This is a genomic window from Pedobacter lithocola (genome assembly GCF_042650845.1).
Lineage (GTDB): Bacteria > Bacteroidota > Bacteroidia > Sphingobacteriales > Sphingobacteriaceae > Pedobacter > Pedobacter lithocola.
On record NZ_JBHSBW010000013.1, the window covers coordinates 487290 to 506300 of the forward strand.

Annotated in this window: 16 protein-coding genes; 6 read left to right on the plus strand and 10 right to left on the minus strand. The window is 35.3% G+C overall.

The window, feature by feature from the left end; translation table 11 throughout:
- The first annotated feature begins 165 nt into the window (after positions 1–165).
- From ACFOWA_RS16175 to ACFOWA_RS16185, 3 genes are read left to right on the plus strand one after another with little or no spacing between them, the layout of a single operon-like run.
- A complete protein-coding gene (locus tag ACFOWA_RS16175) occupies positions 166–2595 on the plus strand; it encodes a penicillin acylase family protein (RefSeq protein ID WP_378986943.1) in 2430 nt (809 codons plus the stop codon).
- 5 nt (positions 2596–2600) lie between these two features.
- Positions 2601–2960 (plus strand): hypothetical protein, encoded by a 360-nt coding sequence (locus ACFOWA_RS16180; protein WP_123205557.1) that lies wholly within the window; start codon positions 2601–2603, stop codon positions 2958–2960.
- Positions 2961–2979: 19 nt separating this feature from the next.
- On the plus strand, positions 2980–3963 hold the full coding sequence (locus ACFOWA_RS16185; RefSeq protein ID WP_378986945.1) for a LuxE/PaaK family acyltransferase: 984 nt from the start codon (positions 2980–2982) through the stop codon (positions 3961–3963).
- A 2-nt stretch (positions 3964–3965) separates the two neighbouring features.
- Here ACFOWA_RS16185 and ACFOWA_RS16190 read toward each other — a convergent pair whose 3' ends face one another.
- The 3 genes from ACFOWA_RS16190 to tyrS form a co-directional block, all read right to left on the minus strand.
- Positions 3966–4418 (minus strand): RES family NAD+ phosphorylase, encoded by a 453-nt coding sequence (locus ACFOWA_RS16190; RefSeq protein ID WP_378986947.1) that lies wholly within the window; start codon positions 4416–4418, stop codon positions 3966–3968.
- Positions 4418–4897 (minus strand): type II RES/Xre toxin-antitoxin system antitoxin, encoded by a 480-nt coding sequence (parS, locus tag ACFOWA_RS16195; RefSeq protein WP_378986949.1) that lies wholly within the window; start codon positions 4895–4897, stop codon positions 4418–4420. The genes ACFOWA_RS16190 and parS overlap by 1 nt, the downstream gene beginning before the upstream one ends.
- Positions 4898–4958: 61 nt before the next feature.
- Positions 4959–6245, minus strand: a complete 1287-nt coding sequence (tyrS, locus tag ACFOWA_RS16200) for a tyrosine--tRNA ligase (RefSeq protein ID WP_378986951.1) — start codon at positions 6243–6245, stop codon at positions 4959–4961.
- Positions 6246–6398: 153 nt separating this feature from the next.
- Here tyrS and ACFOWA_RS16205 point away from each other — a divergent pair, with 153 nt between their 5' ends.
- The 3 genes from ACFOWA_RS16205 (at position 6399) to dapA (ending at position 10134) form a co-directional block, all read left to right on the plus strand.
- A complete protein-coding gene (locus ACFOWA_RS16205; protein WP_378986953.1) occupies positions 6399–7073 on the plus strand; it encodes an ACP phosphodiesterase in 675 nt (224 codons plus the stop codon).
- Positions 7074–7144: 71 nt separating this feature from the next.
- Positions 7145–9163: an NAD-dependent DNA ligase LigA gene (gene ligA / locus ACFOWA_RS16210; protein WP_378986955.1), complete on the plus strand. Its 2019-nt coding sequence runs from the start codon at positions 7145–7147 to the stop codon at positions 9161–9163.
- An 83-nt stretch (positions 9164–9246) separates the two neighbouring features.
- Complete coding sequence (gene dapA / locus ACFOWA_RS16215) at positions 9247–10134, plus strand: 4-hydroxy-tetrahydrodipicolinate synthase (protein WP_378986957.1); 888 nt, start codon at positions 9247–9249, stop codon at positions 10132–10134.
- A 53-nt stretch (positions 10135–10187) separates the two neighbouring features.
- On the opposite strand, the gene ACFOWA_RS16220 is transcribed toward dapA, so the two are convergent.
- The 7 genes from ACFOWA_RS16220 to ftsZ all read right to left on the minus strand — a co-directional run bounded on the left by ACFOWA_RS16220 (position 10188) and on the right by ftsZ (position 18971).
- Positions 10188–11855: a RagB/SusD family nutrient uptake outer membrane protein gene (locus ACFOWA_RS16220; protein ID WP_378986959.1), complete on the minus strand. Its 1668-nt coding sequence runs from the start codon at positions 11853–11855 to the stop codon at positions 10188–10190.
- A gap of 4 nt (positions 11856–11859) precedes the next feature.
- Entirely contained in the window at positions 11860–12867 is a 1008-nt protein-coding gene (locus tag ACFOWA_RS16225) for a hypothetical protein (protein ID WP_378986961.1), read from the minus strand.
- A gap of 42 nt (positions 12868–12909) precedes the next feature.
- Complete coding sequence (locus ACFOWA_RS16230; RefSeq protein WP_378986963.1) at positions 12910–14691, minus strand: SusC/RagA family TonB-linked outer membrane protein; 1782 nt, start codon at positions 14689–14691, stop codon at positions 12910–12912.
- Entirely contained in the window at positions 14657–14923 is a 267-nt protein-coding gene (locus tag ACFOWA_RS16235) for a carboxypeptidase-like regulatory domain-containing protein (RefSeq protein ID WP_378986965.1), read from the minus strand. The genes ACFOWA_RS16230 and ACFOWA_RS16235 overlap by 35 nt, the downstream gene beginning before the upstream one ends.
- Positions 14924–15521: 598 nt before the next feature.
- A complete protein-coding gene (locus ACFOWA_RS16240) occupies positions 15522–15698 on the minus strand; it encodes a histone H1 (protein WP_123205567.1) in 177 nt (58 codons plus the stop codon).
- Positions 15699–15950: 252 nt separating this feature from the next.
- On the minus strand, positions 15951–17192 hold the full coding sequence (locus ACFOWA_RS16245; protein ID WP_378986967.1) for an aminotransferase class I/II-fold pyridoxal phosphate-dependent enzyme: 1242 nt from the start codon (positions 17190–17192) through the stop codon (positions 15951–15953).
- 168 nt (positions 17193–17360) lie between these two features.
- A complete protein-coding gene (gene ftsZ / locus ACFOWA_RS16250) occupies positions 17361–18971 on the minus strand; it encodes a cell division protein FtsZ (protein ID WP_378986969.1) in 1611 nt (536 codons plus the stop codon).
- Between the last annotated feature and the right edge of the window lie 40 nt (positions 18972–19011).

Sequence of the window (19011 nt, forward strand, 5' to 3'; positions counted from 1 at the left end):
TATTTAGTTAGTTAAACTTAGATCCTTTTTTTGAATTAAACAAATTATGTAAGCATAATAATATTAATATCAATTTTATGATTTTGATTCATATTTAGTTTATCGTAATTTGCAATGTTATTGCTCTTTAACTAATTTACAAAATATTGATTTTTGCTAACCATTATGAATAAAATCAAGGCGCTTTGCTGCATTCTCATTCCCATTGCACTGGCATTTTTACTAAATACAAAAATCGGAAGCACGCCTCCATTACTCAAATTCTTAAATCCGTTTATGGGGTTTTGGCAAAACGCCGAAAATAACCACTTCTTATTTAATCATAAGGCAAAAATTAAAGGCGCAATAGATGAGATAGAAATTGTGTTTGATGATAGAATGATACCGCACATTTTTGCTAAGAATGATCACGATTTATATTTAGCACAGGGTTATGTTACTGCTATGCATCGCCTTTGGCAAATGGATTTTCAAACGCGTTTTGCAGCTGGGAGAATTAGCGAAGTTGTTGGAGATAAAGCCATTGAAGTTGATAGATACCAACGGAGAATGGGTATGGTTTATGGCGCCGAAAATTCTTTAAAAGGAATGATGGCCGACCCTAAAGCTAAGGAAATGATTTTAGCTTATACAGAAGGTATTAACGCTTATATTAAAACCCTATCGCACGCCAACTACCCGATAGAATATAAAATTTTAGATTTTAAACCGGAAGATTGGTCGCCAATTAAATGCGCTTTACTGCTTAAACAAATGTCGGCTGTTTTGGCTATGGGTTCTGATGAATTTTACATGACTAACATTATGAAAAAATTCGGACCAGATGTTACTAAAGACTTATTTCCTGACTATCCTTTCCGTGAAGATCCTATTATCCCGGTAGGTACCAAATGGGATTTTAACCCGCTTCCTACTCCAAAAACACCCGAATCATTTACCAATGCGCAAACCGGTGATGTTAAAACAAAAGAAAAAATTGAAGGCATAGGAAGTAACAATTGGGCGCTTTCAGGTTTAAAAACTGCATCAGGTTATCCGATTTTAGCAAACGATCCGCATTTAGATTTAACCCTACCATCCATCTGGTATCAAATACAATTGCATGCACCTGGCGTAAATACCTATGGCGTATCTTTACCAGGCGCTCCTGGTGTTGTTATCGGTTTTAATGGAAAAATTGCCTGGGGTGTTACTAATGTAGCAGCTGATGTTTTAGATTTCTATCAGATAAAATTTAAAGATAACAGCCATAAGGAATATTGGTACAATAATGCCTGGAAACCTACAAGCTCTCGTTTAGAAACCATAAAAATTCGTGGCGCTAAAGATGAAATAGATACTGTTTATTACACCCATCATGGTCCGGTTGTTTATTTTCAAAAACCTAAATATGCTCGGGCAAATAATGTTCCTGTTGGTAATGCATTAAGGTGGATAGCGCATGATGAATCGAATGAATTGATGACCTTTTACTACCTTAACCGTGGTAAAAATTATGATGACTACAGAAAAGCCTTAACCTTTTATACCGCTCCTGCACAAAATTTTGTCTTTGCAAGTATAGATAATGATATCGCAATAACACCAAACGGCAAGTTTCCTTTGAAATGGAAAGACCAGGGTAAATTTATTTTAGATGGAACAGATAAAGCTTATGATTGGCAAGGCTGGATTCCGGCTGCTCAAAATCCAACGGTTAAAAATCCACCGCGAGGCTTTGTAAGTTCTGCAAATCAATCTTCAACAGATAAAACATATCCATATTACATTAACTGGGAATTTGCACCTTACGAACGCGGCAAACGCATTAACGACAGACTTGGCGTAATGACTAAAGCTACTGCAGATAGCATTCGGTTAATGCAAACAGACAACTACAGCATTATGGCTCAAAATTTAATTCCAGCGTTAATGCCATTGGTTAATAACGAACAGTTAAATGCAACACAAAAAGAAGCTTACAGTTACTTAACAAAATGGAATAAACGGTATAATGCCAATGAGATTGCAGCTAGTGTTTTCGAAATTTGGACTAAGAGACTGAGTTTTGATATTTGGAACGATGAATTTGAAGTTGAAGGCATACCCATGCGCTATCCATCTAGAGATAGAACTATAGAAATGATTTTAAACCAACCAAATGCGAAATGGTTTGATAACGTTAAAACACCTGCGGTGGAAACACTTTCGATTTTAGTTAATGAAGCTTTCAAGTATAGTTGCGATAGCCTCGAACGAAGATTTGGACCTATAAATAAAGATTGGAATTGGGCAAACGTTAAACAAACCAATGTTCCTCATCTTGCTAAAATCCCTGGTTTTGGCTCAAAAATTTTGCTGATAGGTGGAGCTAAAAGTACCATCAATGCAATCAGCGAAACGAACGGACCATCATGGAGAATGGTTATTGAATTAGGGAAAAAACCAAAAGGCCATGGCGTTTATCCAGGTGGCCAATCGGGTAATCCTGGAAGCAAATTTTATGATAATATGATTGATACCTGGGCGAATGGCCAACTTTATGATTTATTCTTTATGCAAACTCCAGATGACAAATCTGGTACAATTATCTCTCGTTTAAAAATTTCTAAATAAATAAAATGGTTTTCCTAGTTATATTAATTGTTTGTTTTCTGCTTCAAATGATAGCCCCATGGTGGATTATTATTGTAATTGCTTTTGCCACCTGTGGTATTATTGGTAAAACAGGTAAAATTGCTTTCTGGCAATCGTTCTTTGCTATTTTTTTATTGTGGATTGGATATGCATTATTTAAAAGTTTACCAAATGATAATGTTTTGGCAAGCCGCGTTGCAATAATGACAGGCGTAAAAATATGGTGGGTTTTATTATTGGTTACCGGAATATTGGGTGGACTTGTGGCAGGTATAAGTGGCTATTGCGGATATCAATTTCGCAAAGCAATGCTTATTAAAAAAACTGACGAAAAATTAGCATAAGGCTTTGTACTTTTGCCATGTGAATCTTACTCCTGAAAATATCTTTTCAATTCAAAATGCTGTAGAATTTGAAGCCTTAGCTTTAGAAATATTTAGGTTTCAAGCTAAAAATTGTAAAGTTTATTCACAATATATTCATCATTTGCATACTGATACCGACAATGTAAACAGCATCAATGACATCCCCTTTTTACCAATAGGTTTTTTTAAAACACAGTCTGTTTTAAGTAATACCGAGCCAGTAGAAATAAGATTCAGCAGTTCCGGCACCGCAGGAATGGTTCAAAGCAGTCACATTGTAACTGATGTGAAACTTTATGAGCAGAGTTACTTAAAAGCTTTTAACCAATTTTATGGCGACGTGAAGGATTATTGTTTTTTAGCACTTCTTCCATCCTATCAGCAACGTTCGGGCTCATCTTTAATTTATATGGTTAATGATTTGATTGAAAAAAGTAACCATCCACAAAGCGGTTATTTTTTGTACAATCACGATGAACTTTTTGAGACAATTTTAAATTTAAAATCAAAAAATCAGAAAACTGTTTTAATTGGCGTTACTTATGCATTGCTAGATTTTATTGAGCAATATAAAATAGAATTTCCTGAACTTATTGTAATGGAAACTGGTGGCATGAAAGGTAAACGTAAAGAAATGGTAAGAGATGAATTACACCAGCAACTTACAAAAGGTTTTGGCGTATCAGCAATACACAGCGAATACGGAATGACCGAATTATTATCTCAGGCTTACTCGTTAGGTGAAGGAATTTTCAAATGTCCGAATTGGATGAAAATTCTAATTAGGGACACTAACGACCCTTTAACATTAATAGAAAATGGAAAGACAGGTGGTATAAATGTAATCGACTTAGCCAATATTAATTCATGCTCGTTTATTGCTACTCAAGATTTAGGAAGAATAATTAGTGATAAAAGCTTCGAGGTTTTAGGCCGTTTTGATAACGCCGATATTAGAGGATGTAATTTATTGGTTCAATAGATTTATAAAAGCCTGTTATCAAAGTTAAATGGCTTAACCTCAATAATTTTAATTTTATCCGCTAATGAATGATTAACGTTCATCATATAATTATACTCATCAATAATTATGGCAGATGGGACCTTTAATAGCAAATATTTATTCTCATTAACAAAAGCATCACCCATTTTAGCCAATCTAGTTGGTGCCGGATAACTTTTCCAATCTTCAGGCAAATCTTCTATTTCCAGCGTTTTAATAGATTTTTCTGGCAGTTCAAAAACGGTTAAACAAAAATTTTTAGAATTTATCATCGAATTTTTGTTTACCAAAACTTCCAATGCAGCCAACGCTCTATTGCTAGCCATATAGTGTAATGGTGTTCCAACCGAATTCCACCTGCCACCAAATAATTTTGCACCAGTACCGCTAAAATCTTTTGCGTGTAAGCAACTGCTAATTCTATATAAAACCATTAGCTAAATACGCCGTACTCTATTCTGCCTAATATATTTAAAACCATTTCAAAGCCAATTCTGGTATCCAACAAATTGAAGGGAATTTCACCGTTAAGGGCAAGATTTGGTTCTTTAAGCCAAACATTAAATGCTTTAATGCTTCCCAGTACTTCGGTACCGCGTTCGTATAAACGTGCCAACTCTATAGCTCTATCAGCGTGTTCAGTTTTAACTAATGTTGTTGGTGTATAGCGCTGTAAAGTTCTTTCAGAAATGTGCAAAACATTTGCAACTTCTTCAATAGTTAAAGAAATTTGTTTGGCCAAAGCAATGAGCGATTTTTTAGAAATGCCTTTTCTAGCAAGATTAAGAAGATCAAAATCAGTTGGATGGGCGTATTGATTACCCATCATTGCCACCATAGGTGTTGAAACCGTAGCTGAGTACAAACCCATTGGCTCTTCGACTATATTAGAACTTTCAAGTTTTCGCTTCATAAAAACAGACAATTATACCCAAATATACACATTTTGTCTGAAACTAAAATTATTATTTAATTTATTCAGCAATTAATAAAAAGTAATTTTTTTTGCCTTTTTGTACAACAATAAATTTGTCGTTAATTAAATGCTCAGCATTAAATATCTGTCCAAATTCTAAAACTTTTTCTTTATTTACAGAAACCCCACCACCTTGAACTAATTTTTTCGCTTCTCCTTTTGATGAAGCTACAGCAGATTTTTCTGCTAACAATGTTGCAGCATCTATGCCACTAGCCAATTCTACTTTTGAAATATGAAATTGCGGAATACCTTCGAACATTTCTAAAACCTGATTTGCAGATAAGCTTTTCAAAAACTCTAAAGAACCGTTTCCAAATAGAAATTCTGAGGTTTTAATGGCAGTATCTAGCGCTTCCAAAGAATGGGTTTTTACTGTTATATCTTCAGCCAAAGCTTTTTGTAAAATCCGCAAATGTGGTGCTGCATTATGTTCAGCTTCTAAAGCCTCAATTTCTTCTTTAGTTTTTAATGTAAAAATTCTAATCCATTTTTTTACATCACCATCAGATGCGTTTAACCAAAACTGGTAAAATTTATATGGTGATGTTTTCTCTGGATCTAACCAAACGGCGCCACTTTCGGTTTTACCAAACTTTGTACCATCGGCTTTTTTTATTAATTGAGTGGTAATGGCGTAAGCTGTTCCAGCGTCCTTTCTTCTAATCAATTCTGTTCCGGTAACAATGTTTCCCCATTGATCTGAACCTCCCATTTGCACCAAACAGTTATTATTCTTCCATAAATAGTAGAAATCATAACCTTGAATTAATTGGTAACAAAATTCGGTAAATGATAAGCCCGAATCACCTTCCAAACGGCGTTTAACGCTATCTTTGGCCATCATGTAGTTAACGGTAATGTGCTTGCCAACATCTCTAATAAAGGTAAACAAGTTCATGTCTCTAAACCAGTCTGCATTGTTAACCATCACTGCACCATTGCCAGCATCCTCAAATTTTAAAAATTTAGCCAATTGCGCTTTCATACCTTTAAGATTGTGCTCAATCATTTCTTCGGTTTGAAGGTTCCGCTCGTCTGATTTTCCTGATGGATCACCAACCATACCGGTAGCACCACCAACCAAGGCAAATGGCTTATGACCAGCATTTTGAAAATGAATTAGCGTCATGATTTGAGTCAAATGACCAACATGTAACGAATCTGCAGTAGGATCAAATCCAATATAACCAGAAGTCATACCTTCATTTAATTTTTCTTCAGTATTCGGCATAATGTCGTGTAACATGCCTCTCCAACGTAACTCTTCAACAAAATTTGTCATGGTATAAAATTATTGCGCAAAGATAGTTTTTTGAGTGTAAAGCTGAAAGGAGAATTAAGATGCCGAAAACTCGATTTCACACCGAATTGTTATATTGTGGTTAAGATATTTCTATAAAGAAAATTCTGAGGCGATAAAAACTATATTTACGATATGAACTTTCTTTCTCATTTTTACTTTGATAGGGTAAACAACAATGCCAATGTTGTAATGGGCGTTGTATTGCCCGATTTAGTAAAAAACGCATCGAAAGAAGCAAATTTGTATCCTCAAAAAGATGAGTTTCTATTTTTAGGAAATAATGATGAAGAGGCTTTATTACATGGCTGGAAAAGACATTTAGCAGTCGATTTGATATTTCATTCGTCTGAATTCTTTCTTGAAAAAACAGCTACCTTAAAACACTTAATTATACCAGTTGTAGAAAACACACCCATCAGACCATCATTCTTAGCACATATCGGTTTGGAATTGCTGCTTGATCATTTACTTGTCGAACACAATTTAATTCAGGTAAATCATTTTTACGACAAATTAATTGAGGTAAATAAATCATCACTAAGTGATTTTTTAGAACATTGCAAATTGAAAAATCCAGAAGCATTCTTTAAATTTCTCGATCAATTTATCAGTAGCAAATATTTACTCAGTTATCAAAAGTTAGAAAACATTAGTTATGCATTAAATAGAATTTGCATGCGGCTGTGGCCAGAAACTTTATCTGAAAATCAAGTTAGTGAGTTAACTTATCAGCTTTCTATCTTCAAAGAAATCTTACAAAAAGATTTTATTGATATTTTTAATTCTATTGAAAATAAATTGGCATAAAATACACAAGAAATAAGCCTTTTTATTCACCATTTCATTAACCAATTCAACCCTTTTTTTATATTTGCTACATGTCGCAATCTACCGTAAAAGAAGAAATGGATGCCTTGGTTGCTGAGTTAAATCAGCACAATTACAATTACTACGTTTTGGCTATGCCTACAATTGGCGATTTTGAATTCGATAAAAAACTGAAGCTTTTGACCGAATTTGAGCAGGCAAATCCCGATTTTGCAGATCCAAATTCACCTACACAACGCGTTGGCGGCGACATTACCAAAAATTTTATTACAGTTCAACATAAATATCCAATGTTATCATTGGGTAACACCTATAACGAACAAGATTTACGTGATTTTGATGAGCGTATTAGAAAAGCTATAGGAGATAATTTCGAGTACGTTTGCGAATTGAAATTTGATGGTCTATCTATAAGCCTCACCTACGAAAATGGCAAACTTTTAAGGGCTGTAACCCGCGGCGATGGTACAAAAGGCGATGATGTTACCAATAACGTTAAAACGATACATACCATTCCACATCAATTAAAAGCAAATAATGCACCAGAGCATTTCGAAATTCGGGGTGAGATTTTTATGCATAAAGCAGCGTTTTTAAAATTAAATGCTTCAAGAGAGGAACTTGGTGAAATTCAGTATGCAAATCCAAGAAATTTTGCTTCTGGAACCATAAAAATGCAAGACAGTAAAGAAGTAGCAAAGCGCCCTTTAGATGGCTTTATTTATTTTCTTTATCCAGATAAGAATGAATTTAAAACCCATTGGGATAGCTTAAATGCAGTAAAAGATTGGGGTTTTCACGTGTGTGAGCATAACAAATTGGTTAAAAATATCGATGATGTTTTAGCTTTTATTCACCATTGGGAAGAACAACGATTTAAACTAAGCTATGATATTGATGGCATTGTTATTAAAGTTAATAATTATGCTCAACAGCAAGAATTGGGTTTTACTGCAAAATCACCTCGTTGGGCAATATCTTATAAATATAAAGCTGCTGAAGTAGAAACTATCCTAGAGAAAGTTACCTATCAGGTTGGTCGAACTGGTGCAGTTACGCCTGTTGCCAATTTAAAACCTGTTCTGTTAGCTGGTACAATAGTTAAAAGAGCTACATTACATAATGCCAATGAGATTGAACGACTTGATTTGCATGAAGGCGATACCGTTTATGTAGAGAAAGGTGGTGAGATAATTCCAAAAATTATTAGGGTGAATTTAGATAAACGCCAACCAGGAACCGAAAAGGTTAAATATTTACACAATTGCCCAGAATGCGGAACAGAGCTGATAAGAAAGGAAGGTGAAGCGGTACATTATTGCCCTAATGATGAGGGTTGCCCACCACAAATTATTGGCAAAATACAGCATTTTATTGGCCGCAAAGCGATGAATATTGATGGTTTAGGCGACGAAACGATTGAGACTTTTTACAAAAGAGGTTTGTTAAACCACATAAGTGATCTGTACACCATTTATCAAAAATCTGACCAACTGAAAAGCATAGATCGGTTTGGTGAACGCTCGATAGAAAACATGCTTGGCGGTATAGAGAAATCAAAAGAAATGCCTTTTGAAAAAGTGCTATTTGGTTTAGGCATAAGATATGTGGGAGAAACCGTTGCCAAAAAACTTGCCGTTGGGGTTAAAAACATAGATAATTTAGCCAAGGCGAGTTTAGAAGAGCTAATTGCCATTGATGAGATTGGACAAAGAATAGCCGAAAGTATTGTTGAATATTTTGGGAAGCCCGAGCATTTAAAGCAAATAGAATTATTAAAAGCTGCAGGATTACAATTCGAAATTGAAGAGAAAGTAATAACCTTGGATAGTGACGCACTAATTGGAAAAACATTTGTAATTTCGGGCGTTTTTGAAGAATACAGTAGAGATCAACTAAAAGACTTGATAGAAGCCAATGGCGGGAAAATTTTAAGCGGCATATCTGCCAAGCTAAATTATTTGGTAGCTGGCGAAAACATGGGACCATCTAAGTTAGAGAAGGCTACTAAACTAAATATCCCAATAATCAGCGATGCTGAATTGTTAGAAATGATACAATTAAAATGAAAGAATGAATGGATTAGTGAATGAATTAATGTTATTATATTCACTTAGACTTTCATTCGAAATTCAATAATTACAAACAAAAAATGAACAAATTTCAGGGAACTGGTGTAGCATTAGTTACGCCTTTTAACACAGATGGGTCAGTTGATTATGATGGTTTAAAAAACCTGATTAATTATTTGATAGACGGAGGGATAAATTATCTCGTTTCTTTGGGTACAACCGGCGAAACCGCTACGATGACCAAGGATGAGAAGAAGAAGGTGTGGGCCTATACTGCTGAAATTAACAACAACAGGTTGCCTTTGGTTGCAGGCATTGGCGGTAATAATACTTTAGCGGTTGCTGAAGATATTAAAGCTTTTGATACAACAGGTTACAGTGCAATACTTTCTGTTAGTCCATATTACAACAAACCTACACAAGAAGGTATTTACCAGCATTATAAATATTTGGCAGAAATTTCTCCGCTAGATTTAATCCTTTACAACGTTCCTGGCCGTACGATGAGCAATATGAGCCCTGAAACAACCTGCCGGTTGGCGCATGATTTTAAAAAAATCATAGCAACAAAAGAAGCTTCGGGAAGTTTTGATCAGTTTAATCAAATAATGAGAGATAAACCTGAAGACTTTTTATTGATTTCTGGAGATGATCCTATTACTTTGCCAATGATTGCTTTAGGTGCATCAGGAATTATTTCTGTTATTGCGAATGCCGTGCCTAAACCATTTTCTACTATGGTTAAGCAATGTTTGGCAGGAGATTTTAAGGCAGCTCAACCAGCTCATTTAAGTTTGGTAGAATTTACAAGATTAGCTTTTGCAGAAGGTAATCCTGCCGGGATAAAAGCAGCTTTGAAACACTTAGGCGTTTGCGGCGATACAGTAAGGTTACCACTTATTAAAGCAAGCTCAACACTAGAAAATCTGATAGTAAAGGAAATAGAAAAATTAAAGGTTATAGCTTAAAAACATTAAACAAAAAGCGTCCCAATTTAATATTAGGACGCTTTTCAATTTTATTAGTAACCCTTCGTACTCTGAGCGGTTTTTAAATTAGCATTTCTATCTATTGCAGTTTGTGGGTAAGGCATTAACATAAATTTATTATCCCAAACCCTGGTTTGTACAATGCTATTTGTAATGTCGTAAGTTGTTTTCATAACATCTTTAGCAATATTCCAACGTCGAATATCCGAATACCTTTGTCCCTCACCAGCCAATTCTATTCTTCGCTCATTTCTAATAAAATCGCGTAGCTTTTCTTTTGTATTTATTGCTGTTTGATTTACGGCAGGCATACCTGATCTGGTTCTGATATCATCAAGTGCTGCATAAATTGTTGCATCAGGACCAATCAATTCGTTTTTAGCTTCCGCAAATGCTAACAAAACCTCTGCGTATCTTATTATTGGAAAATCCTGAGCACCATCCCATTCATTTTGAGAACTTTCTGGTGATGGATCTACCAATTTTTTGAAATTGTATCCTGTTGCACTGTTATTTCCACCGCCTTTACCCCAGGCAAAGCTATAACCTGCATTAATTCTTCCCCATGGTGTTCCAGGAAATAAAATGGATGCATATAATCTGGTATCACGGTTCTTAAATTCATCAATATAAGCAGCATTTGGTTTTCCGCTATTATAATTTGTTGCTCTAACATTTGCTGCAGGTGGAGTAAATACATCACCATTGCGTGTCCAATAAGCATTCACTAAATCTTGAGTTGGGGTAATTGAACTCCATCCTCCCAAGTCACTCGACGGAAATAAGGTTCTTAAACCATTTCCATAATCATAAGATGAGTTGGAAATATTTTGTGAAGCCAGAATTAATTCTTTATTATCTAATTCATTAGCCGCCCAGAATTGTTGTTCATAACTGGCCAATCCTTTATAGAATTTGTCCCTTTCGGCCGCATTAGCAAATGTTAGGTAATTGCTAAAATCATCAGTCAAATCATCAGCAGTTAAGGTATTTTTTCTGAAAAGTTGATAACCCAAAGATTTTACTTTTTCTGCACTAATTACTGCATTACCATATTTCTGATATTGGAGTTGTATTCTAGCTAAAAATGCCCATGCAGCTCCAGAGGTTATTCTTCCACTTTGTACAATTGCTGGGTTTAAATCAGCTACAGCAGATTGTATTTCGCTTATAGCAAAATTAATAACATCGGCTTCCGGCGTTGGCGTAACAGCAGTTTCTGATGCTTCGGCATATGCAGTTTTTAACAAAGGTACTGGTCCAAAAATCCTGGCTAAATCATAATAAGTTATTGCCCTAAGCACTTTTGCTTCAGCAACAAACCTTTTCATTACTGCTGCAGATAGTGGTGCCTTAGCTACATTATCCAAAAAATAATTATACCGTCTGATATACACATACCTACTTCCATATCCTTGGTCTATTGTTGCATTTATATTCCCTGCTGCAATAGGCGTGGCATTGCTTTCCCAAGGGTATTGTGCATAAGCATTATCGGTTGAGCCATCGTCATAAGCATTGGTATAGGCATTACTAAAATAACCATAGCAAGCATTTAAAGCTAGTGTAGCATCCTTTTCGGTCTTCCAGAAGGAATTACTGGATAATTGATCTTGTGGAACATAATCCAAATCTGATTTTTTGCAGCCACCCATTGCGATTACTGCAAAAACAAATGTTATATAAAATATCTTTTTCATGTGTTTATAGGGTTAGGTTTATGCCGAATGAATAGGTTTTTAATGTTGGATAAGATGCTCTTGCTGAAGGTGTTTCAGGATCGAAATCTTTCAATCGCTTATCTCCTCTTATCGTAAATGGATTGTTACTCGAAGCGTAAACTCTTAAAGCTCCAATTTTTAATTTATCTAAAACTTTTTTCGGTAAGCTGAAACCTAAAGCAATTGTTTTTACCCTGAAATAATCAGCGTTAAAGAGCCAAAAATCACACTGAACAAGGTTTTGACTATTATCTGCCGAGCTTAAAACTCTTGGGTATGCTGCATTTGGGTTTGGATTATCGGCAGTCCACCTATCTAAAACATAAGATTTTGCACCAGCACTATTAAAAAATGCTTGAGATGCCTCATTCTCCAAATACACTTTTACATCGTTAACACCCTGACCCAAAACAGATAAATCGAAGTTCTTATAATTTGCCGTAAAGTTGATTCCATATATAAAGTAAGGAACATCATTACCGGTAATTACACGATCATTTCCATCAATTTTTTTATCACCATTTTGGTCAACATATTTAATATCACCAGCTTTAGTTGCTGTAGATTGAAATGCATGTGATGCAACTTCAGCATTTGAAGAAAATAAACCATCAGATTGGTACATATAAAATGAACCGATAGCCTGACCTACCCTATTGATGTAATATCCACTTGGTGGTGTTTCATTGGTGCCGCCTAACTCGATTACTTTATTCCAAATTTTACTTACGTTACCACCAATTGAATAGGTAAAATCATTTACTTTTCCATTGTAACTTAACGAAAGTTCAAATCCACTGTTCCTAACCTGACCAAGATTTATAGACGGTGCTTCACCCGAAGCCAATCCTGCTTCTGATGGGATATTTGGATTAGACAGCAAAATATCTTTTGTTAACCTGTTAAATACATCTACTTGCAAGTTGAAAGATTTAAACAAAGTAGCATCTAAACCGGCATTGTACATATCAACCTTTTCCCAACTAAGCAAACTATTAAATATTTTACCCGGATAAACGCCATCTTGCTTCGTTTAATCCAAAATAACCACGGTACCGGTATTTAAACCATCGTAGAAATCATAATTACCAACATTGTTGATATTACCCAATTTACCGTATGATAATCTTAGTTTCAATTCATTAACGGCTTTAACATCTTGCATAAAACCTTCTTTCGAAATACGCCAAGCAGCAGAAAACGATGGATATAAACCACTTCTATTACCTGGGGCAAATTGAGAAGATGCATCGTTTCTTAAACTCGCTTCAAATAAGTATGTATCATTAAATGAATAGTTTAATCGACCAAAAACTGAAGCAAAAGCACGTTGTTGAATTCCTCCGCTGGCGGTTGTATTTTCTGGTAATTGCGAACCACCATTAATTGCATTCAAATCGTTATTTACAAAGTTTTTGCGGATGGTACTGATTGTCCGATTATTATAATTCTCGTAAGATGCACCTACCAAAGCTTTAAAATAATGCTTACCCACTGTTTTTTCATAATTAGCAGTTGTTTGTGCTAACATTCTACCAGTGTTTTCCCAAGATTCTGTTAGTTGATTGGTAGTGACCGCAGTACTTGCAATTGGTAATCCTGTAAAGAAATTATTGATAGGATTCATTGTGTTAATGAATGCGCTATTTAAGGTATTGTAGAAATTGTAAGAAAATAAACCACCGATTTCTAAACCTTTTACCGGAGTGTAGGTACCATTTAAATTACCAATAAAACGGTTTGTGTTATAAGAATTTCTTCCACCTTCTTCTAACTTTCTTAAAGTGTTATCACGGGCTAGAGTTGCATCAATAATACCGCCATTAACACTTCCCCATTGACCGTTGCTCTGCCTAGCTACTAAAAGAGGTGTTTCTCTTGATAAGGTAGTAAAATTAATTGCGCCTTTTTCGTTATCGAAACCATCTCTTACAAACGATAAATTTGTACTGATTTTAAATTTCTCCGAAACTTGCGTTTCTATATTTGTTCTTAAAGAATATCGCTTTAAATCTTTACCGGGGATTAATGAATTCTGAGTAAAATATGCACCACTTAAATAATACCTGGTTTTTTCTCCTCCTGAAATATTAAGTTGATGTTCCATCATTGGAGCATTTTTCTTAAGTGTTAATGCAAACCAATCATTATCTGGATATCTATCAGGGTCTGACTGATTTTTGATGATATCTAATACTGCTGCAGAATAAACTGCAGATTTTCCTGCATTTGAAGCAGCTTCATTTCTTAGTATCGCATAATCGTAAGCACCTACAAAATCAGGAAGATACAGAGCAGTTTGATTGCCATAATAAGCGTTGTAAGTAACTTTTGCTGCACCACTTCCTTTTTTTGTCGTAACTAAAATTACCCCATAAGCTGCTCTGGAGCCATAAATTGATGATGATGAAGCATCTTTTAATACCGAGATATTTTCGACATCGTTTGAATTAATACGAGCAAAATCGCCGGCTGGTACAATTACGCCATCTACTAAATAAAGCGGTTCTGAAGCACCTAAGTTACCTCTTCCTCTCACATTTATACTTCCCAAATCAGCTCCCACATCGCCCGGAGTAGATTTTATAGCCATTCCAGGAACGGTTCCTTGTAGTGCATTAATAAGCGAGGTTGTAGGTCTGTTAACGATTGCCTTAGTACTCACCGTATTCACAGCACCTGAGAGATTAACCTTCTTTTGAGTACCATAACCTACAACTACAACATCATCTAAATTGGATGATGGAGCATCTGTAAGCGTTACATTAATTTCAGCCCTATCATTTATTATCACCTCTTGCGTATTGTATCCCACAAGAGAAGGTAAGGATAGAATTAGAAGGTGCGCTAATAACGTAAATTCCATCAGGACTAGTTGCTGCCCCAACTGAAGTTCCTTTTACGCGAACGCTTACACCCGGGAGTGGTTGTCCACTACTATCTTTCAAAACACCTTTTATGCTAATTTGCGCAAAGCTGATTAGTGATAGAAAAACAAAAATACTGGTCAGAAATATTTTTCTTTTAATTTTTTTACCATAAGACATTTAGTTAGTTTATTGTTTAGTTATGGTAAAAATATATTAAATAGCAAAGGAGGGGCAGTTTTTGCAACTACAAAATGCAGACAAACGTTTGACTTACCGAAAATTAAAGGTTTTAAAAACGCATAATTCTGTATTCTAACTCAGTATAACTTTGTAGTTGAATAAAGATTGATCTTATACTTTCAAAAATGTTCTATAAAATAACGGAGCGTAAATAATCCGGGAAATACGGAAGGTTTTAGGATTGTTATTGTATTTTATGATATTTGCTTAATAATATCAGGAGAAGATATTTTTACGAACAAACGTTTGCGCAGAGATACTCCGTATAGGAATATAAATTAGGTAAAATTACAATTAGAGATAGCAAATGTTATGATAACTTAAATGTATTTCATAGTTGAAGGTACCCTGAATTTATTTCAAGGTCTTTTTTGCAGGTAAGATCCTGAAATAAATTCAGCAAGACGTGTCTTAAAAGCAATACTGGGATAAAACAGCAAAATATTAAGTTTAAGAACCGAAGTCGGTTGGTATATAAAAAAGGGTTACTCAATATATATTTGAGTAACCCCTTTCATTAATATGCTATAATAGCTTATGCCTTATTTTTTGCATCCTGAACTTCTAAGCGGATGGCTTGCGCTAAATTTTTTAAATCTTGCATGCCTTTACGTATTCTAGTACCAGCTGCACTGTTACCCTTATTATAAAATTTGTCTGCGTCAGCTTCCAAAGCTGCTACTAAACTTTTTACTTCTTCGAATTTTTTCATTTTTTTGTGGCTCCTGTAAATTTTAGGTTTAATTTCTAACTCTAATTTAATGTGTTTAATTAAATAAAAAAACTTTTAAGCCCACAAAATCAGCGTGTTAGTTTGCATTTTTTCCACACCAAACATAATTAAGAGTATAAATCAAAAGAAATAAAGCGATAAAATACTGTAAAACAGATAAATAGAGATAATCTACAATAAAAAATGCCCTTTAATATAAATTAAAGGGCATTGTAAAATTTCTATAGATGCTCAAACTGCAGCAAACTGATTTTCTTTGTAATAACCATTTTCCAACTTTTCCGCAACTTCGCTAAATGCATCAAGTGTACGTTGAACATCCTCAAGCGTATGAACTGCAGTCGGAATAAGACGTAACTCTATTAAACCCTTTGGAATAACCGGAAAAATTACAATTGAACAAAAGATACCATAGTTCTCACGTAAATCGTAAGTGATGGCCGTTGCATCAGATAATTCACCTTTTAAGAAAACTGGTGTTACAACCGTATCCGTAATACCTAAATCTAAGCCACGTTCGCGTAAACCTTTTTGTAAGGCCATCGCTATTTCCCAAAGTTTATCTTTAAGTTCAGGTTTCGTTTTCAAAAGTTCCAAACGTTTTAACAAACCGATAACCATTGGCATTGGCAATGCTTTGGCAAAAGTTTGCGAACGCATGTTGTATCTTAGAAAGTTCGTGATATCAACCGTTGAAGCAACAAAGGCACCAATACCAGCCATCGATTTTGCGAAAGTTGAGAAATAAACATCTACCTCTTCTATACAATCTTGTGCTTCGTGAGTTCCGGCACCAGTTTTACCCATTGTACCAAAACCATGCGCATCATCAACTAAAATTCTGAAAGTAAATTCCTTTTTAAGTTCTATAATTTCTTTTAGCTTCCCTTGAGCACCACTCATTCCGAAAACGCCTTCAGTAATTAATAGAATACCACCACCAGTTTCTTCAACTAATTTTGTAGCACGCTCTAATTGTTTGCGAGCACTATCTACATCATTATGTTTGTACACAAAACGCTTACCCATATGCAAACGTAAACCATCTACGATACAAGCATGAGATTCTGCATCATAAACCACAACATCATTCCTATCAACCAACGTATCGATGATGGAAACCATACCTTGGTAACCAAAATTCAATAAAAATGCATCAGGTTTACCAACAAATTCTGCTAATTCCTGTTCCAACTGCTCATGGTATTTTGAGTTTCCACTCATCATACGAGCACCCATTGGATAGGCCATTCCAAATTTTGCGGCTGCTTCTTCATCTGCTTTTCTAACTTCTGGATGATTGGCCAAACCTAAATAATTGTTTAAGCTCCAAACCAAATGTTCTTTTCCGTTAAACTGCATGTGTGGTGCAATTTCTCCTTCTAATTTTGGAAACGAGAAATACCCATGAGACCATTTTTGGTGTTGCCCTAATGGACCCATGTGTTTCGTTATCTTATCAAATATATCCAATGTAATATGTGTTTATTGTATTTAAATTGTTGCGAATTTAAGGTTTATTCAGCTTAAAATCAACCCGATTCATCTTTGCGATGTCAATTAAAGAAAATTAACAATCTAATTTTATGCCAAAAAAGCCCCGATGTTAAATCGAGGCCTTAAAATTATATTTGGTTTATATTAATCAACATTATCATGCAAGAAAGAATTGTTCGGTTTAATTTCCGTTCCGCCATCTTCATCGTTGCTTAAAGTGAAACGACTAATTTGCGATTCTGAGGAATGTTGAACTTGTTGCAATTGCATTTGTTTGCGTTTGTAAGCTGGTTCATTTTCCAATTCTTGTAAGCCATTGGTTGTACGAAGCTTCATACTTAAATCTTTTAAACGCATAATACGCTCTCTCGATTTTTTTAATTGTTCTTCTACCGATTCATCATTCTGATTATCATCCAATCCCGCAACTGGCTCTGGTTCAGGCGCCTGAACTTCCTCAATTGGTTCGAATACAAATTGTGTTTCAGATACCTTAATTTCAAATTCAAAACCAGTTTCTACTGGTGCTTCTGCTTGCGATTCTTCTTCCACTAAAGTATGACGAACAACATTGTTCTCAGGCTCCTGATATTTTGGTGCTTCTGGTTTACTAAACATTCCACCAAATAAATCAGCTTGTGGTGCTTCTTCCTTAGCTTTTAAAACAGGCTCGTAAGACGGAACTGATTTAGGCTGAATAAAAGAATTTACCGGTTCGACAGCACGAACAAGTGGTGCTTCTTCTGGCGTTAAAAGTGAAATTTTCTTTTTGTTTTTTTCTTCGTTGACACGTTGCTCTGAGGTTTGGAAACCAGTTGCAATTATCGTTACTGAAAGTTTATCTTCTAAAGATTCGTCCGTACAGTTACCCCAAATTAAATCTGCCGATAAACCTGCTTTATCTTGAATATAATCTGTAATTATCGAAACTTCATCCATAGTTACTTCACGTAAACCAGAACTAATGTTCAATAGGATATAACGTGCACCTTCAATCTCATTATCTTTTAATAATGGTGATGCTAAAGCACCTTCCACAGCTTGTAAAGCACGGTCTTCACCATCTGCAGCAAAGCTACCCATAATGGCTACACCGCTATCTTTCATAACGGTACGCACATCTTTAAAATCAACGTTGATGTAACCTGGTACTGTAATAATTTCGGCTATACCTTTCGCAGCTGTTGTTAAAATATCATCAGCCTGACCAAATGCAGAACCTAAAGTTAAGTTGCCGAAAATTTCGCGTAGCCTATCATTAGAAATTACCAGATAAGAATCTACGTATTTCTTCAACTCTTCCATACCTTCATCGGCCTGCAACCTACGTCGCTTACCTTCGAAAGAGAATGGTGTGGTTATGATTGCGACAGTTAAAATATCCAATTCTTTGGCAGCTTTGGCAATAATCGGACTAGCGCCCGTACCTGTACCACCACCCATACCCGCAGTTATGAACAACATTTTAGTTGTGCTACCAAGCATGGCTTTGATATCATCTATATTCTCAATTGCTGAGTTTTTACCAACTTCAGGAATAGAACCAGCACCCATTCCTTCAGTTAAGCTTGCACCCAATTGAACTTTGTTTGGAATAGGACTTGATTCCAATGCCTGAGCATCGGTATTACAAATAATAAAATCCACACCAGTAATACCCGATAGGTACATATGGTTAACTGCGTTGCCGCCACCGCCCCCAACACCAATTACTTTGATGATTGACGACTTATCTTTTAACATTTCGAACTGCATAATCTTATGAATCAGTTGTTTAAAATTCTTAAATTCTGTT

What these genes read in the sequence shown, in the direction of transcription:
- ACFOWA_RS16175 (WP_378986943.1), top strand. Translation starts at nt 166, where the DNA reads ATGAATAAAATCAAGGCGCTTTGCTGCATTCTCATTCCCATTGCACTG.
- ACFOWA_RS16180 (WP_123205557.1), top strand. Translation starts at nt 2,601, where the DNA reads ATGGTTTTCCTAGTTATATTAATTGTTTGTTTTCTGCTTCAAATGATA.
- ACFOWA_RS16190 (WP_378986947.1), bottom strand. Translation starts at nt 4,418, where the DNA reads ATGGTTTTATATAGAATTAGCAGTTGCTTACACGCAAAAGATTTTAGC.
- parS (WP_378986949.1), bottom strand. Translation starts at nt 4,897, where the DNA reads ATGAAGCGAAAACTTGAAAGTTCTAATATAGTCGAAGAGCCAATGGGT.
- tyrS (WP_378986951.1), bottom strand. Translation starts at nt 6,245, where the DNA reads ATGACAAATTTTGTTGAAGAGTTACGTTGGAGAGGCATGTTACACGAC.
- ACFOWA_RS16205 (WP_378986953.1), top strand. Translation starts at nt 6,399, where the DNA reads ATGAACTTTCTTTCTCATTTTTACTTTGATAGGGTAAACAACAATGCC.
- ligA (WP_378986955.1), top strand. Translation starts at nt 7,145, where the DNA reads ATGTCGCAATCTACCGTAAAAGAAGAAATGGATGCCTTGGTTGCTGAG.
- dapA (WP_378986957.1), top strand. Translation starts at nt 9,247, where the DNA reads ATGAACAAATTTCAGGGAACTGGTGTAGCATTAGTTACGCCTTTTAAC.
- ACFOWA_RS16220 (WP_378986959.1), bottom strand. Translation starts at nt 11,855, where the DNA reads ATGAAAAAGATATTTTATATAACATTTGTTTTTGCAGTAATCGCAATG.
- ACFOWA_RS16235 (WP_378986965.1), bottom strand. Translation starts at nt 14,923, where the DNA reads ATGTCTTATGGTAAAAAAATTAAAAGAAAAATATTTCTGACCAGTATT.
- ACFOWA_RS16240 (WP_123205567.1), bottom strand. Translation starts at nt 15,698, where the DNA reads ATGAAAAAATTCGAAGAAGTAAAAAGTTTAGTAGCAGCTTTGGAAGCT.
- ftsZ (WP_378986969.1), bottom strand. Translation starts at nt 18,971, where the DNA reads ATGCAGTTCGAAATGTTAAAAGATAAGTCGTCAATCATCAAAGTAATT.